6 protein-coding genes are annotated in these 16556 nt (G+C 68.7%); 4 read left to right on the top strand and 2 right to left on the bottom strand.

Annotated features, from left to right (window positions below):
* Positions 1-64 precede the first annotated feature (64 nt).
* Positions 65-1033: an AEC family transporter gene (locus L540_RS08970; protein ID WP_372432986.1), complete on the top strand. Its 969-nt coding sequence runs from the start codon at positions 65-67 to the stop codon at positions 1031-1033.
* Positions 1034-1040: 7 nt separating this feature from the next.
* On the opposite strand, the gene fumC is transcribed toward L540_RS08970, so the two are convergent.
* Positions 1041-2432: a class II fumarate hydratase gene (gene fumC, locus L540_RS08965; protein WP_043215064.1), complete on the bottom strand. Its 1392-nt coding sequence runs from the start codon at positions 2430-2432 to the stop codon at positions 1041-1043.
* Between the two features lie 148 nt (positions 2433-2580).
* Between fumC and tsaE the strand changes: the two genes are divergently transcribed.
* The 3 genes from tsaE (at position 2581) to L540_RS08950 (ending at position 15886) form a co-directional block, all read left to right on the top strand.
* Entirely contained in the window at positions 2581-3114 is a 534-nt protein-coding gene (tsaE, locus tag L540_RS08960; protein ID WP_043215066.1) for a tRNA (adenosine(37)-N6)-threonylcarbamoyltransferase complex ATPase subunit type 1 TsaE, read from the top strand.
* Complete coding sequence (locus L540_RS08955; RefSeq protein ID WP_043215067.1) at positions 3045-4421, top strand: N-acetylmuramoyl-L-alanine amidase; 1377 nt, start codon at positions 3045-3047, stop codon at positions 4419-4421. The genes tsaE and L540_RS08955 overlap by 70 nt, the downstream gene beginning before the upstream one ends.
* Positions 4422-4585: 164 nt before the next feature.
* A complete protein-coding gene (locus L540_RS08950; protein WP_048026216.1) occupies positions 4586-15886 on the top strand; it encodes a C80 family cysteine peptidase in 11301 nt (3766 codons plus the stop codon).
* A gap of 12 nt (positions 15887-15898) precedes the next feature.
* On the opposite strand, the gene L540_RS08945 is transcribed toward L540_RS08950, so the two are convergent.
* On the bottom strand, positions 15899-16534 hold the full coding sequence (locus tag L540_RS08945; RefSeq protein WP_043215598.1) for a VTT domain-containing protein: 636 nt from the start codon (positions 16532-16534) through the stop codon (positions 15899-15901).
* Between the last annotated feature and the right edge of the window lie 22 nt (positions 16535-16556).

The following is a 16556-nucleotide window of genomic DNA, read 5'->3' as shown; positions in this document are numbered from 1 at the left end:
GTGTGATTTATTGGCGAACGCGATCTGCGTCTGTCACCGCCCGGGGCCGGGCGGCGTGCGCTCGATTTCGGAGAATAGCAGCAAATGGCGGGGCCGAGGTAGGATTCAGCCTTCTCAAATACATAATATGTTGCGCTGCGTCATGTCGGTCGCCCTGCTTGTATTGCCTGATTTTCTGCTCGTCGCCCTGGGCTGGGCCCTGCGCCATAGACTGGCCTTCACGCGCGAGTTCTTCGCCGGCTGCGAGCGGCTGGTGTATTTCGTTCTCTTCCCCGCCCTGCTCTTCCAGTCCATCCTGCGCACCCCCATCAGCGCCGGCAATGCGGTGCTGCTGCTGCAGGCCGCCTTTGCCATGATCACCGCCGGCGTGGCGCTGTCCTGGCTGGCCGCGCCCCTGCTCAAGCCCGCGCCCATCGCCCTGGCCTCGGCGGCGCAATGCGGCTATCGCTTCAATACCTATATCGGCCTGGCCCTGGCGGCCAGCCTGAACGGCGCGGCGGGCCAGACCGTCATGGCTCTCATCATCGGCTTCGCGGTTCCCATGGCCAATATCGCCGCGGTCTACGGCCTGGCCCGCCACAATGGCAACAGGCTGCTGGGCGAGCTGGCGCGCAATCCCCTGGTCGTCTCCACGCTGCTGGCCCTGGCCTGCAATCTGGCGGGGCTGTCCCTGCCGGGCCCGGTGGATACCGTGCTGGCGCGCCTGGGCGCGGCCGCGATCGCGCTGGGCATCCTCTGCGTGGGCGCCAGCCTGTCGTGGGAGGGAGGCCGGGGCCATGGCCGCCTGATCGGCTGGATGCTGGCCGTCAAGCTGCTGGCCATGCCCCTGGTCGCCATGGGCGTGGCGCGGCTGCTGCCGCTGCCCGCCCTGGAGGCCCGCATGCTGCTGCTTTTCGCCGCCCTGCCCACGGCTTCGGCCAGCTATGTGCTGGCCATGCGCATGGGCGGCGACGGCCGCATGGTGGCCGTGCTGCTCTCGCTGGGCACCCTGTTCTCGGCCATCACCATCCCGCTATGGCTGATGCTGGGCTAGCCGGCCGCTAGCCTTTTGCGTTGGTCATGTTGGCCGGGACCACCCACTCGGCGAACTGCGCTTCCGTCACATGACCCAGCGCCAGCGCCGCCTGTTTGAGCGACAGGCCTTCCTTGTGCGCCTTCTTGGCGATCTGCGCGGCCTTGTCGTAGCCGATATGGGGATTCAGGGCGGTCACCAGCATCAGCGAGCGCTCGACCAGTTCGGCGATGCGCTCGCGGTTGGGCTCGATGCCCTGCGCGCAATGCGCATCGAAGCTGGCCATGCCGTCGGCCAGCAGGCGCACCGACTGCAGGAAGTTGTGGATGACCAGGGGCTTGTAGACATTGAGCTCGAAGTTGCCGCTGGCCCCGCCGATATTGATGGCGACGTCATTGCCCAGCACCTGTGCCGACAGCATGGTCAGGGCCTCGCACTGCGTGGGATTGACCTTGCCCGGCATGATGGAGCTGCCCGGCTCGTTCTCGGGAATGCTGATTTCGCCCAGGCCCGAGCGCGGGCCGCTGGCCAGCCAGCGCACATCGTTGGCGATCTTCATCGCGCCGGCGGCCAGGGTCTTGAGCGCGCCGTGCGCGAACAGCAGCGCCTCGTGCGAGGCCAGGGCCTGGAATTTATTGGGCGCCGACACAAAGGCCACGCCCGTGTCATGCGCCAGCGCGGCCGAGACCTTGGCGCTGAATTCGGGATGGGCGTTCAGGCCGGTGCCCACCGCCGTGCCGCCGATGGCCAGCTGGTGCAGGCCAGGCAGGGTCGCGCGGATCTGCGCCTCGGCCAGGTCGAGCTGGGCGACCCAGCCCGAGATCTCCTGGCCCAGCGTCAGCGGCGTGGCATCCTGCAAGTGGGTGCGCCCGATCTTGACGATGTCATAGAAGGCCGCGCTTTTGCGGGCCAGCGTGGCCCGCAGCGCCTTCAGCGCGGGCAGCAGATGGCGCTCGATCTGCACCGCCGCGGCCACGTGCATGGCCGTCGGGAAGGTGTCGTTGGACGATTGGCCGCGATTGACGTGGTCGTTGGGATGCACCTTGCGGCCCTCGCCGCGCACGCCGCCCAGGATCTCCGAGGCGCGGTTGGCGAGCACCTCGTTCATATTCATATTGCTCTGCGTGCCCGAACCCGTCTGCCAAACCGACAGCGGAAACTCATTCGGCCACTTGCCGGCGATGACCTCGTCGGCGGCGGCGATGATGGCCTTGGCGATGGCGGGATCCAGCTCGCCCAGATCGGCATTGACCTGGGCGGCGGCGCGTTTGAGCTGGGCCATGGCCGTCACCAGCGGCACCGGCATTCTTTCGGTCGAGATCGCGAAAAAATGCAGCGAGCGCTGCGTCTGGGCGCCCCAGAGATGGTCGTCGGGGACTTCGATGGGGCCGAAAGTGTCTTTTTCGGTGCGGGTCTTCATGGATCACAGCTCCGTAACAACGAAAGTGTCCTGCCGGGCTTGCCCCGGAAAGGACAATGAGAATCACTATCAAATCGAAAGCGTAGCAGAAAGGCCGCCCTTCCTATAATCCGACTCACCATTCCGTTTTTACCACCTGGCCCTTCCCATGTCCGTTCCTCTCGCCCGCCTCGAACTGCACCTGCCCGACGAACACGCCACCGACGCGCTGGCCGGACAACTGGCGCCGCTGGTCAACGGCAGCCATGGCCCGGCCGGGGGACGGATACACCTGCGCGGCGATCTCGGCGCGGGCAAAACCGCCTTCACCCGGGCACTGTTGCGCGCAAGCGGCATCAAGGGCCGGATCAAAAGTCCGACCTATGCCCTGCTTGAATCCTATAAAGTTTCTAACTTATACTTCTATCACTTTGATTTTTATAGACTTAGTGATACGCGCGAATGGTTGGACGCTGGATTCCGCGATTTATTGCGTGACGATGCGGTAGTCCTGATCGAATGGCCCGAGCGTGCCGGGGGCTTTTTACCGGTGCCGGATCTGGAGATCGCCCTGCTCCACGGCGAGCCAGGACGCGACGCCACCTTGACCGCCTACACCGCCCGAGGACAAACATGGTTGAACGCGATTGTCCCTCCGACAGCGGCGCACTCCCGCCACGCGCCGCCACGCGCCGACGCCTGATCAGCGTCGCGGCGACCCTGCTCGTATTGCCCGTCGTGCCGCGGCTGGCGCGGGCCGCCACCATTCTCGCGGTGCGCACCTGGCCCGCCGAGGAATACACCCGCGTCACGCTCGAACTCGACCGCGAGCTCAAGGCCGAACAGTTCACCCTCGAAAATCCCCATCGCCTGGTGGTCGATATCGAAGGCCTCACGACCAACGCGGCCTTGAACGACCTCATCGCCAAGGTCAGGCCCGACGATCCGTATATCCAGGGCCTGCGCGTGGCGCAGAACCGCCCCAATGTCGTGCGCCTGGTCTTCGACCTCAAGCAGGCCGTCGCGCCGCAGGTCTTCACCCTCAAGCCGGTGGGCGACTACCAGTACCGCCTGGTGCTCGATCTCTATCCCAAGATCGCCCAGGACCCGCTGGTCGCCATCCTGAATAAATCGTCCGCCCCCGACGTCGATGATCCGCTGGCGCGCGTGCTGGACGAGATCGCGCGCAACCAGCCCGCGCCGGCCCCCGCGCCGCTGGCGCGCGGCCAGGAGCCCGCCCCCGCGCTGCCCGTGCCCAAGCCCGCCGCGCCCACGCCGGCGCCCGGGCGCGCGCGGCGCCGCATGCTCACCATCGCGCTCGATCCCGGCCACGGTGGCGAGGATCCGGGCGCCATCGGCGCCTCGGGCCTGCGCGAAAAAGACGTGGTGCTGCGCATCGCGCGCCGCCTCAAGACCCTGATCGACGCGCAGCCGGCCATGCGCGCCTACCTGACGCGCGACGACGATTATTTCGTGCCGCTGCATGTGCGCGTGCAGAAAGCCCGTCGCGTGCGCGCCGACCTGTTCGTCTCCATCCATGCCGATGCCTGGGTCAAGCCCACGGCCAACGGCTCCTCGGTGTTCGCGCTCTCCGAGCGCGGCGCATCCAGCACCCAGGCGCGCTGGCTGGCCGACAAAGAAAACGCCGCCGACCTGATCGGCGGCGTCAATCTCGGCAGCCACGACCGCCAGGTCGCCAAGGTGCTGCTGGACCTGTCCACCACGGCGCAGATCAATGATTCGCTCAAGGTCGGCACGGCCTTCCTGGACGAGATCAAGAAGATCAACCGCCTGCATAAAAACCGCGTCGAGCAGGCCGGCTTCGCGGTGCTCAAGGCGCCGGATATCCCCTCCATCCTGGTCGAGACGGCCTTTATCAGCAACCCCGAAGAAGAAGCCAAGCTGCGCAGCAGCGCGCACCTGGACAAGCTGGCGCAGGCCATGCTGACCGGCATCGACCGCTACTTCACGGCCAACCCGCCGCTGGCCCGCGTGGGCGACGTCAGCTGAGGCGCGCATCATCCCGGCATCCACCCTTCGGGGTGGATTTTTTTCGCCGCCGCACGGTGAACCAGGACGATTTCGGGCGTGGCCCGCGGCCATCCGCCGGGCACTGGCGCTAGGGTGATGGCGCGCCATGGGCGCCCTCCCTCGAGTCCAACACCCCCGCCGCGATGAACCAGCATTGCTATCGCCTGCGCCGGCACCGGCGCACCGGCCAGTTGATTCCTGTTGCCGACATCCATCGCGGCACGACCCGGGACAAGCCGCCGCGCCGCGCCGCGCGGCGCCTGCTGCGCCTGGCTGGCATGCTGACGGCGCTGCCCGCGCTGGCGGACATCCGGCCCGCCGATCCCCAGGTGTCGGTCATCGCCGCCGCCAACGGCGTGCCCATCGTCAACATCGCCCCGCCCGACAGCCGCGGCCTGTCCCACAACCGCTTCCAGTCCTTCGATGTCAGCCGGCCCGGCGCCGTCCTGAACAACCGCAGCAGCGACGGCCGCTCGCAGCTGGCCGGCCACATCCTCCGCAACCCCGGCCTGGACGCCCAGGCCACCAGCATCCTGGCCGAAGTCACCTCGGCGGGCCCCGCCTCCCGGCTGGCCGGCACGCTGGAAGTCGCCGGCCAGCGCGCCGCGCTCATCATCGCCAATCCCAATGGCATCAGCGTCGATGGCCTGTCCACCCTCAACACCAGCGCCCTCACACTGTCCACGGGCGCGATGCGGGACGGCCCTACTCTCTACACGCGGCAAGGGCGCATCACCGTGGAGGCGGGCGGCGTCAATACCGATGGCCTGCAATCCTTCGATCTCGTCGCCCAGGCCATGCAGATCAACGGTCCGATCGGGCCGGTAAACACGGGGGTCCCCGCCGTCATCGGCCTGCATGCCGGCAGGAGCCAGCATCGGCTGAACGACGGCCGCATCCGCCCCGAGGCCGCCGCCTCCCCGGGAGTCGCCATCAGCGCCGGCGCGCTGGGCGCGATGTACGGCGCCAGCATCACGCTGCAGGCCACCGACAGCGGCGCGGGCGTGCGCTTGCAGGGCGCGCTGCGCACGCCTGGCGACATCCGCATCGGCGCCGACGGCAGCGTCGCGCTGGCCGACAGCGCCGCCCGGGGCAACACCCTCATCACCTCGGGATCGGAGATGCGGCTGGGCGCAGGGTCCGGGGCCGTGCTCACCGGCGCGGCGCTGACGCTGCGGACGCGGGGCCATCTCGACATCGCCGGGGACGCCCTGGCCAACACGCTGGACCTGCGGGCAGCCTCGCTGTCCCTGTCCGCCCTGGTCGATGTGCAGGGCCATGCCTCCGGACAGCCGGCGGCAGCGATCACCCTGGCCGGCGACTATCGGGCCACGGCCAGCGGTGGCTTGCGCCTGCGGCAGGGCGATGCCCAGATCCAGGCCGCCACGATCGACAACCAAGGCCTGATCGCGACAAGCGCCGGAGGGCTGGCGCTCAGCGCAGGGGCGGACTTGCGCAACCAGGGTCTCATCGACGCCATGGGCGCGTTGAGCGTGACCGCGCACGGTGCGGTGCATAACCGAGGCGCCCTGCAAGGCGATGCCTTGACCGTCAAGGCCGATGGCCTGCGCAACAGCGGTCTGCTGCTGGCCGCCCGGCAATCGCTCGGCATCGATCTGCGCCTGTCCCTGGACAACGAGGGTGAGATCGCGGCCGCAGGCGCGCTGGATCTGCGCGCCCGGTCCGCCCGCAACGCGGCCCAGGGCCTGTTGTCCGCGCACACACTCACGGTGGACCTGCAAAACCTGCACAACGCCGGGCGCATACAAGCTCGCGCCGGCCTGGCCTTGTCGGCCGACCTCGTCAACGGCGGCGACATCGCCGCCGGCGGCAGGGCCATCCTCCAAAGCGCCATGCTCGCCAATACCGGCGCGATCACGGCCGGCACCCACCTCGTCGTCGAAGGCAAGACGATCGACAACGCCGGCGCCCTGCAGGCCGGCGAGGTTTTGCAGCTGCAAGCCCAAACCGTGGGCAACTCGGGCCAGCTGACCGCCGGCACACTGGTCCTCGATGCGAAACAGCTGCGCAACACCGGCGGCATGCGCACTGGCGCGGACCTGTTCCTGACGGCCGACCTCGTCAACGGCGGCGACATCGCCGCCGGCGGCAGGGCCATCCTCCAAAGCGCCATGCTCGCCAATACCGGCACGATCACGGCCGGCACCCACCTCGTCGTCGAAGGCAAGACGATCGACAACGCCGGCGCCCTGCAGGCCGGCGAGGTTTTGCAGCTGCAGGCGCAAACCGTCGACAACCAGGCCGCGGCCAGCCTGTCGGCCGGCACACTCACCATCACGTCCGGCCAGTTGCACAATGCCGGCGCCATGCAAGCCCGGGATGATGTCTTCCTGGCGGCCACGGAAGGCCTGCGCAATACCGGCAACGCCGCCGCGGGTGCACGGCTCTTCGTCAAGAGCGAGGCCGTCGTCAATTCGGGCACGCTCCAAGGCCAGGACCTCAGCCTGGCCGCCACGGAAAAACTCGCCAACACCGGCGCCATGACGGCGACTGAAAACCTGTCCATCGAAACGGCCGACTACCGCAATGATGGCGGCATTGCCGCCCAGGCGGTGTGGATCAAGTCCGGCGCCGGCCTGCGGATCAACGGCAATGCGCCCAGGGCCGCCCAGCAACTCACCCTGATCGCGCCCGACATCCATCTGCATTCGGCGCTGAACTCATCGGCCAGCCTGTTCCTGCAGGCCGACACCATCGAAAACCATGCATCGCTCACCTCGGCAGGCAGCATCACCCTGCTGGCGCAAGGCGATATCCGCAATCATGACGGCGCGCTCATGTGGGCCGGCGCCCACCTGGGTCTGAAGAGCCGGTCCCTCTTCAACGGCCACCGCAGCCTGATCCATGCCGAAGCGGCCATGGCCATCCAGGCCAGCCAACAGCTGCGCAACGATGGCGGCCGCATTGAAAGCGGCCTGACGATGTTCATCGACACCCCGCGGCTGGAGAATTTGTCCCGCTTCTCGGGAACGGTGCGCATGGACCCGAACCAAGGCTCCCATACCTCCAATATGCAGTATGCGCAGGCGCACGCCGGCCGCAGCGTGACCCTGACCCTGCCCGGTTTCCGTCCGGGCGTGGCGGTTTCCTCGCTAAGCGTCGAGCAAGGCGTTATCCACGCCGGGCAGGACATGAACATCAATCTTGGCGAAACCGCCGACGCCAACGGGACGGTGCTCAACCAGGGCAGCCTGACCGCCGACGGCATGCAGCGCCTCCGCGCCAAGGTAAGCAATCGCTCGCAAGCCTACCGGATGCCCTTGGCGGATTACTTCAGGCAGGTGCGCGGCACCCAGCTGTGGGCGGTCGACAGTCTGGCCGCCTTGAGCCCGCTGCGGCAGGATTTCCCCACGCTCTATGCGCTGCTGGACCATATGTTCAGCCATCACGACGATGCCAGCGGCTGGAGCCGCATCTTCGGCCTCTACTACTACAAGCACAGCTGGCTGGGCAATGCGCTGGCCCAGGCCGACCTGGACGATGTCCCGGACCTGGCCCGGGCGCTGGGACTGGTGCTGGGAGGAGATTGGCGCGGCCAGACAGAAGCCCAACGCTCGCAACGCTGGGCCGCGTTCAAGGCCGGCCAGGGCGTCCAGGACCTGCCCTTCTACCCCGCCCTGCAGACCGTCATGGGCGGCCGGCTGGGCACGCAGCTCCAGGGCCGCGTCGACAACGGCGAGAACGTCGACAAAACCCTGCCCCCGGCCGTGGACACGGCCTTGCAGCAGGCGCTGGAAGACGCCCGGAAACACTGGGACCGCCCGCCGCCTGCCCCGCCCGCGGCGCCCGATGCGCCGGCAGATGCGCCGGCCGATGCCGCCGCGCCAGAGACGGCCGCGGCGCCGCCGCCCGCGCCGAAGATCGTGGTCACCATCGACGGGGTGACCCATCACTTCGAGGACGAGGCGCAACACCAGGCCTTTCTCAAAGCGCATGAGGCCCGCAAACAGGCCGAGGCCGACGCCAAGAAAAAGGCCGAAGCAGCCGCGCGGCGCCAGGCCGCCCAGCGCCGCCAGACCTATGCCGACAACCACGAGCGCGACGTCCTGGAAGCCTTGCGCGCCACCCTGTCCAATCCGCGGGTCTTCGACCGCGGCGCGGCCCGGGGCACCCTGCCCACCCCCTACTACGAGACCCGCGTGGCGTTCGTGGATCAGGCGCGCTTCTACGGCTCGGCCTATTTCTTCGCCCAGATCGGCTACACCCCGGACAAGGGCATCTATGTCAGCGGCGACAACTATTTCGACAGCACGCTGATCCGGCGCGAAGCCGAACGCCTGATGGGCGCGCAACGCCTGCGCCGGATCTACCAGGATGGCGGCCTGGTCCGGCAGCTCATGGACCAGGCCGCCTCGGCGCATCGGGAACTGGGCCTGGTGGTCGGCCAGCCCCCGACCGCCGAGCAACAGGCCCGGCTGCGGGACGATATCGTCTGGTACGTGTGGCAGGTGATCGACGGCCAGCATGTCCTCATGCCCAAGGTCTACCTCAGCGAAACGACGCTGCAGGCCTCCGCCGCGCAACGGGCTGCCGGCGGCGCGGCCATTGTCTCGGCAGGCGACATCGTGTTGGATGCCGACACGATCGCGCAGAAAAACGCCCTGATCCAGGGCGGCAAGGTCTATCTGCGGGCCGAGCTCGACGCCACCGTCGTCAACGACGACGGCGTGCTGGGCGGCGTCCAGGCCGACGGCCAGTTGTTCGCGCAAGGGCGGGACCTCTACATCAAGGGCGGCCTGCTATCCGGGCAGGACGTCGTGCTGGACGCCCGCCGCGATCTGGACATCATCACGGGCGCCAAGACCACGAACGCGGGCTATCAGCGGGACGAGAACAGCGCCATCCGCGGCGCCCGCAGCCTGGTGCTGCGCGCCGGCGACAAGCTGCGCACCCTGGGCGCATCCCTGTCAGGCGACCTCGTGGCGCTGACCGCCAAGCGTGTCCAACTGGGAGAGATCCGCGAACTCAGCGGCCAGTTCGCCCAGGACGCAAAGATCGGCTCCCTGACCTATTCCCTCGACACGCAGGCCAGCACCCAGGACCAAGGCAAGGGCACGGCGCTGCGCGCCGCGCAACTGCTCATCGACGTCGAGACCGACATGGCCATCATGGGCGGCGACATCCAGGCCGGGCAAACGGCGGGCAAGATCGGCGGCCATCTGCTGGCGGCGGCCTCGGCCAGCCGCCGCGTCGCCTGGCAGACGCACGACAGCATGCAGTTCGTCGCCAGCGGCCGGGCCGGCGCCGGCGGCCAGGAGGCCAGCTTCAGCGTGGGCACCGAGTCGCCGCTGCAGACCCAGGCCGGCGATGGACAGATGTCCGGCGCCGAACTCAAGGCGGGGTTCCAGATCGCGCAGCGCGCGCTGCGGGAAAGCGCCACGACGCATCGCAACACCCAACTCAACCTGGGCGACGGCAAACTGGCGGTCGGCGGCATCTTCGACCTGGGCGGCGCCGATATCAACGCCGATCGCGCCCTGGCCTCGGCGGCCTACGATGGCGGGCTGGACATCACCGCGGGCCGCATCGAGAGCCACAAATACATCGATACCTACGAGCGGGACGAAACCGGCTGGAGCCTCTTTCTGGGCAGCAAATCGACCGCCCGCTCTTCCCTCCTGGATGTCGCCACGCATGCCGGCGTCACCGCGCAGCAGGCCGCGCAGGGCCGCGAGGTCGATCCCGCCCTGACGGCCGCCCAGGTGGCAGGCGACCTCGCCAACCTGGCGCTCAACGACACCGTCGAATCCGCCAGCGGCCTGGGCGCCGAATTCAGCTACGACTGGGCCTCCGAGCGGCGGACAGCCGAAAACGCCCAGAAAATCGGCGGCAGCATCCGTATGCGCACCCTCGCGGGCGACCTGCGCCTGGTGGGCGCGAACTTCAGCGGCGGCAAGCATGTCGCGCTGCAATCCGCCGGCGATCTGACGCTGGCGGCGGCCAAAGCCAGCGAAACCCTGCACAGCGAGCAGCACGGCATCAGCCTCTATGGCAACGCCACCGCCAGCTGCAACGCCTTCCAGGGCGCTTGCGGCGCCGGCCTGAATGCGACGCTGTCCGGCTCGCACAACGTGACCGACAGCGAGAGCCTGACGCATACCCATAGCCATATCGGCGCGCGCCAGCTCGACCTCAAGACCGCCAAAGACCTGCGCCTGCTGGGCGCCCGCGTCGAAGCCGAAGCGCTGGCGCGGGTCGCCGTGGACGGCAAGCTATTCGTCCAGACCCTGCAGGACATCCATCACAGCACCACCAACGGCGGCGACTGGACGGTGTCCGAGGGCGCGGCGGTGAACAACCGGACCATAGGCACGATCACGGCCAATAGCGGCGCGACCGCGCGGCACGAACATGACCATTCCGCGCTGTCCAGCCAGATCGCCGGCATCAAGGCCTCCGGCCCGCTGTTCATGACGGTCAAGGGCGATGCCGACCTGATCGGCGGCGCCATCACGGCCAGCGGGCCAGGATCGGCGGTCGACATCAGCGGCAAACTCAGCGCCCGCGAAGTCCGGGACTACCGCGACCACGACGGCGGTTACGCTGGCGGCTCGGTCGGTATTTCGGCCAGCACCAGCATGCCCAATGGCTCGCTGTCGGGCGGCCGTATCGCCGGCGAGCAGCACGCCTCGACCCTGCGCGCCACCCTGGACGTGGGCCAGGCCCGTGGCCTGGGCAGCCTGCGGGCCGCGGACATCACCGGCGCGCTCAATCAGGACGCGGACAAGATCCGCGAGGTGCAGACAGACCGGCAATGGGCCCAGAACGACATCAGCATCACGATTTCCAAACTGGACGCGGGCGGCAAGAAAGCCCGCCAGAGACGCGAACAAGGCCGGCTGGACGGGCCGCTGGCGACCGACTTCAAGGGAGGAAAATTCGGCCATGTCAGCGCGCCCGCCGCCACGGACGAGCAGACTCAGGCTCCCGGCCTGACGATCAAAGGCTACAAAGGCCGCATCGACGTCACGCCGCAAGGCCGCAAGATCCCGGTCGAAGCCGGCGGACTGGGCCGGAGCGACTCCAGCAGCAGCAGCAGCGGTAGCGACGACGCCAGCAGCGCCTCGGACAGCGACGAGGCCTTCGACGCCATGCTGGCGGCCCAGCGGCAACAGCGGCAGCGCGCGCAAGTGCTGCGGCAGACGCTCGCGCTGCTGCCCGGCCTGGACCCGGCGATCGCGGGCCAATATACCGACAACTATCTGGGCATCGCGCACATGCCGCAGGCCCAGGCGCTCTCGACCCGGGAGACCATTGCGCTGATGCACTACACGCACGCCAGCCGTGACGTCAATCCGGCGCTGCGCGGCCAGGCGCCGCGCGAGCCGGCGCGCGACCTCATCGCCACCATCGACGCGGCCACGCAGAAACTGATCGATGCCGGTTTCACCAACCCAGGGATGGTGCACCGGGGGCAATGGGCGGCCCCCTTGGAACAGATCGAAGAAGGCGGCATCTATCAAGAGTCCGCCATGATGTCCACGTCCGAGAATGTGCGCACGGCCAGGGACTACCTCAAGCCGGAAGAAGGCCGGCCGGCCCTGCTGCACATCGCCGCCCAGGGCGCGCGCATCACCGCGCTGGCCGGGCTCGACAATCCCGTTTTTGACAGCATCCAGGAAGTGCTCATCCCGCGGCAGACGCCTCTGCGCCTGCGCCTGAAGGCAGTGGATGATCAGGGCGTGCTGCGCGCGGTGCTCGAAGACGCGCAGGCCCAGGCGCGGCCCGATTCCGGCGCGGTCGACGCGCTGCTGGACTGGCCGCTGCGCAGCCCGGAAGGTCCTCGCCTGCCTGCGCCCCAGACGCTGCGGCGCCACAGCGCCGACGCCCCCGACCTGGCCACCCTGCTGGCGCTGCAATCCCTCCAGGCCAGCCCGCAAGCCGCGCAGGCGCCTCATGCCGCGGTCAAGCGGCAGGCCTCCGATCCCGGCGAAGGGCCGGCGCCCAAGGAAGGCCGTGCCGACCGCTACGGCAAGCGCACGATCGTACTGGCGGGCGACGACGCCCAGGCGCGCCAGGCCGCCGAACGCCTGGCCGACAAACACCCCGGCAACAGCGAGCTGCAGCAATGGCTGCTCTCGGGCGAAAGAAAAGTCCTGCGGCCCGCGCCGCAGACCGCCAGCGGGCCCGAGAAGATCCAGATCGTCGGTCACGGCGGGCAGCGCGCCGGCATGCCCACGATCGGCGGCCATACGCCCGCGCAACTGGCCGACGCCCTGGCGCTCGCCCCGCTGCCGCCCGGCAGCAAGCTCACCCTCGTCTCCTGCGACTCGGGCGCATGCCCGGGGCAGGATGCCCGCAGCCAGCTGGAGCGCCTGCTTCCCCAGGCCCAAGTGAAGGGCTATGCCGGCGGAATGGACGTCGATGAAGCGGGACGCAAGACGCGCGTCGACAGCGGCGGCCTGGGCAATGCCGGCGACCCCCGCCCGGCGCCGCTGCCCGTGCGCAACCCCTCGCTTCAGGCGCCCGCCGAGCCGGACCAGGTCTTCCAGCTGGAACAGGCCGAAGACCTGACATACCGGCTGCGGCCCCGGGCGGGCAGCGCGCTGCCCGCGCCGGCGCCCGACGGCGCATTTCTGTTCGTCGTCCCCACCGACGCGCCGGACTGCGTGCTCTGCGGCGCATCACGCGGCTCCCGGGCCGCCCTGCAAGACCCGCAGCTGGGCATCGATGGACATACCTCGATCAGCCAGCGCAAACCCGTGCTGTACGCAGGGACCTTCACCCTGGACGCGGGCCGCCTGCAAAGCTGGAACAACGACAGCGGCCACTACCTGCCGCCGGCGGCGCTGCGCCAGCGCAACTTCTCGCCGCGGCTGTGGCGCCTGCTGCCGGAAGAACGGTTCATCGATTTCCAGAAACTCAATATCAATGAACAAAGCCTGCTGCAGGCCGAGCGCGGCTATGAAACGCTGGGCGTGGGCCGGCCCTCCACCCCGCCCATGCCGCCCGGCGCGCGGGCGCTGCCGCCCGCGCCGGCGGCCGATCCCTTGGCCGCCTATCTGGCCCGGCCCGCGCAGCGGGAACGCTTCGACCGCCTGCGCCAGCCAGGCGGCGATCTTTGGCATTTCGATTGGACCGGGGACCCCGACCAGCTGCCCGGCACGCATGAGATTTTCCACCGGCCCGGCGGCGGCGAGGCATTCAACCGCTTCCGCAACAGCTTCTCGCCCGACACCTGGGTCATGCAGCACAACGAACGACCAGTCAAGGATGCGGGCTACTACGCCACCGACGCCGTGCTGGCGCAATATGCCATCGTCAGCCAGCGACAGGGCTTCTACGGGGCCCTGCCCGACCGCATCGTCCGGCATCACATCACCAACCTGGGGGCGCTCGACCTCCTGAACCGCCCCGGCGGCGGGCGCGACCTGCGTGGCTTCCTGGCCGACACCCAGAATGGCCGCCACACCCAGCGCATCCTGGACGCGCTGGGCATGCAGGCCCAGGACATGCACTGGAACCCCAAGACGGCGGACCTGACCGTCCAGGTCGGCCGAAGCCCGCACGCCGAAACGCCGCTTGTTCCCTGGACGTCGCCCGGGCGGCCGGGCGGCGAGGCTGGCACGCCAGCGGCGGAGCCGCCCGCGGCCGCCGAACCGCCAAGCCGCTATGACTTCCGCATCGTGGGCTACCAGGAAGACGACGCGCGCGGCGCCGAGGCGGCGCGCCGACTGTTCGCCAAGCATCCCGGCAACGCCATGCTGGTGCGCTTCGATGAAGCGGGCGACTTCATGGTCGAGCAGCGTTCGCCGGAAAAACCCGCGGGCCTGGCCAAGCTGCAATTGGTCGGCCACCGCAGGGACGGCCAGGGTCCGAATCTCGGCGGCGCCGACGGCCGTTTGCTGGCCGAACAAGTCAGGGCGCTGGATGATGCCTATGGCAGTTGGCTGGAGTTCGGCAAGATCACGCTGGTGGGCTGCAACACCGGCGCCTGCCCCGGAAGCGGCCTGCACGAGGCATTCCGCCGCGCGCTGCCTTATACGCTGCGCCACCGGACGGTGGGCTATGACGGCCTCATCGATGTCACGCCGGACGGCCGCAAAGTCCCCGTGACCGAAGGCGGCCTGGGGCCTAAGCGCCCTGCCGCCCGGCCCACGGCGAAAACGGCGCGCCCCCCCGCCGCCGGGACCGCCGGCGCCAGACCCGCCGCCACGGGAACTCGACCGCCCGCCACGGGCACCCGGCCCACCGCGGCCGGCACCCGCCCGGCCGCCGCCGGCGCCCGGCCCAAGACGGCCAAGCCGGCCGCCAAACCAGCCGCCAAGACGGCCAAGGCCGAGGCGCCCGCCGATGTGCTCGCCGGCTATCTCGCGGACCCGTCCAACAAACAGCGCTTCGACTTCGTGCTGAGCGAGGAGATGTCCAATCTGGATCTCTCCGACCATCCGTATTACCAGGTGGAAGGCATGCATACGATCAAAACCCAGGACAAAGGCCCCGAGCACTACTACGCCAATACCTTCACGCCGGACACCTGGACACTCCTGCCTCCCAGCCAGCGGCCTCGCCACGAGAAGCGCTACAACACTTCGGACGTCATTCTTGCGCAATACCTGACCGCGGCCCGCGAAAGCAGCTTCGAGGACCGGCGCCCGGACAAGTTGGTTTTCATGCTGGACACGCGGGACCGGGCCACGCCGTTTCGCACCGTCGAGGGCGACGTCGATACCGACCGATTCCTGGAAGGCACTCGCGCGGGCAAGCAGGCGCAACGCCTGCTGGAAGCGCTGGACCTGACGATAGACCAGTCCCGGTTCGACCCGCTGATCGACCGGCTGGTCCTGCAGGTCTCCGCCCGCCCCGGTGCAAGCACGACCGACATTCTGTCGCGCCACCTGGCGCAACCGGAACGGCGCCAGGCCATGGACCTGCTGCAACAGGCCTTCATCACGCAGCGGCAGGACCAGGGCCGGGCGGCTGAACCCGTGGGCGGAACCTATGTCCTGTCAGACCTGCCTCCGGACCAGCCCATCAACGTCTTCGTCAACTCCTTCTCGCCCGACCGCTGGCTGATGCACCAGAACTGGCGCCAGAATGCGCAACGCCCCTACTTCGCCAACGATGTCGTCCTGGCGCAGTACAGCATCGCGGCCAAGGCGCATGGCTACTATGGACGGCTGCCCAGCACCATCGTGCGCGACAATATCGTCAACGAGACGAGCCTAGAGTTTTTCGCCACGGCCGGAGCCCGGCCGGACCTGCAGGGATTCCTGACCAAGACCCCCAACGGCAAGCACACACAGCGCATCCTGGACGGCCTGGGCATGTATGCGACGGGCCTGCAATGGCTGCCCGAAGACCGGCAAGCCATCATCAGCGTCCGTCCGAAAGACGCGCCGGCCAAACCCAAGGCGGCGCCCGTCAAGCCCAAGGACGCGCCCGCCAAGGCGCCATCGCACCGTCCGGCCGCGCGGCAATGAGCGGGCCCGGGTTCAGCGCGCGGCGCCGCCGGAGCGGCGCCGGCCGCGCAGGAAACGCACAATCGCCGCCGCCGCGACCGGCACGATGGCCGCGGCCAGGCCCACCAGCACAATGGTGTTCAGGTGGTCCTTGATGATGGGGATGTTGCCAAAGAAGTAGCCGGCCGTCACCAGGCCCACGACCCAGAGCAGCGCGCCGCTGATGTTGAAGAACTGGAACCGGCCTTGCGGCATCTGCGCCACGCCGGCCACAAAGGGCGCGAACGTCCGCACCACCGGAATGAAGCGCGACATGACGATGGTCTTGCCGCCGTGCTTCTCATAGAACAGATGCGTCTTGAGCAGCGCGCCCCGGTCCAGGAAGCGCACATTCATGGTGAAGACGCGCGGCCCCAGGGCCCGGCCTATCCCGTAATTGAGGGAATTGCCGGTCACGGCCGCCACCACCAGCAGCACGGCCAGCAGCACCGGATCGATGGCCCCGCTGGCGCCGAAAGCGCCCGCGATGAAGAGCAGCGAATCGCCGGGCAAAAAGGGCAGGATGACCAGCCCCGTCTCCGCGAAGACGATCAAAAACAGCACCAGATAGACCCACGCGCCATATTGATCGATCCAGACGCCAAAGGTCTGATCGATGTGCAGGATCATGTTGAGAAAATCCATCGTCCGC

This window comes from Bordetella pseudohinzii (genome assembly GCF_000657795.2).
In the GTDB taxonomy this organism is placed as follows: domain Bacteria; phylum Pseudomonadota; class Gammaproteobacteria; order Burkholderiales; family Burkholderiaceae_B; genus Bordetella; species Bordetella pseudohinzii.
Note: the sequence above shows the minus strand (reverse complement) of the source record. Positions and strands in the feature narration are given on the sequence as shown.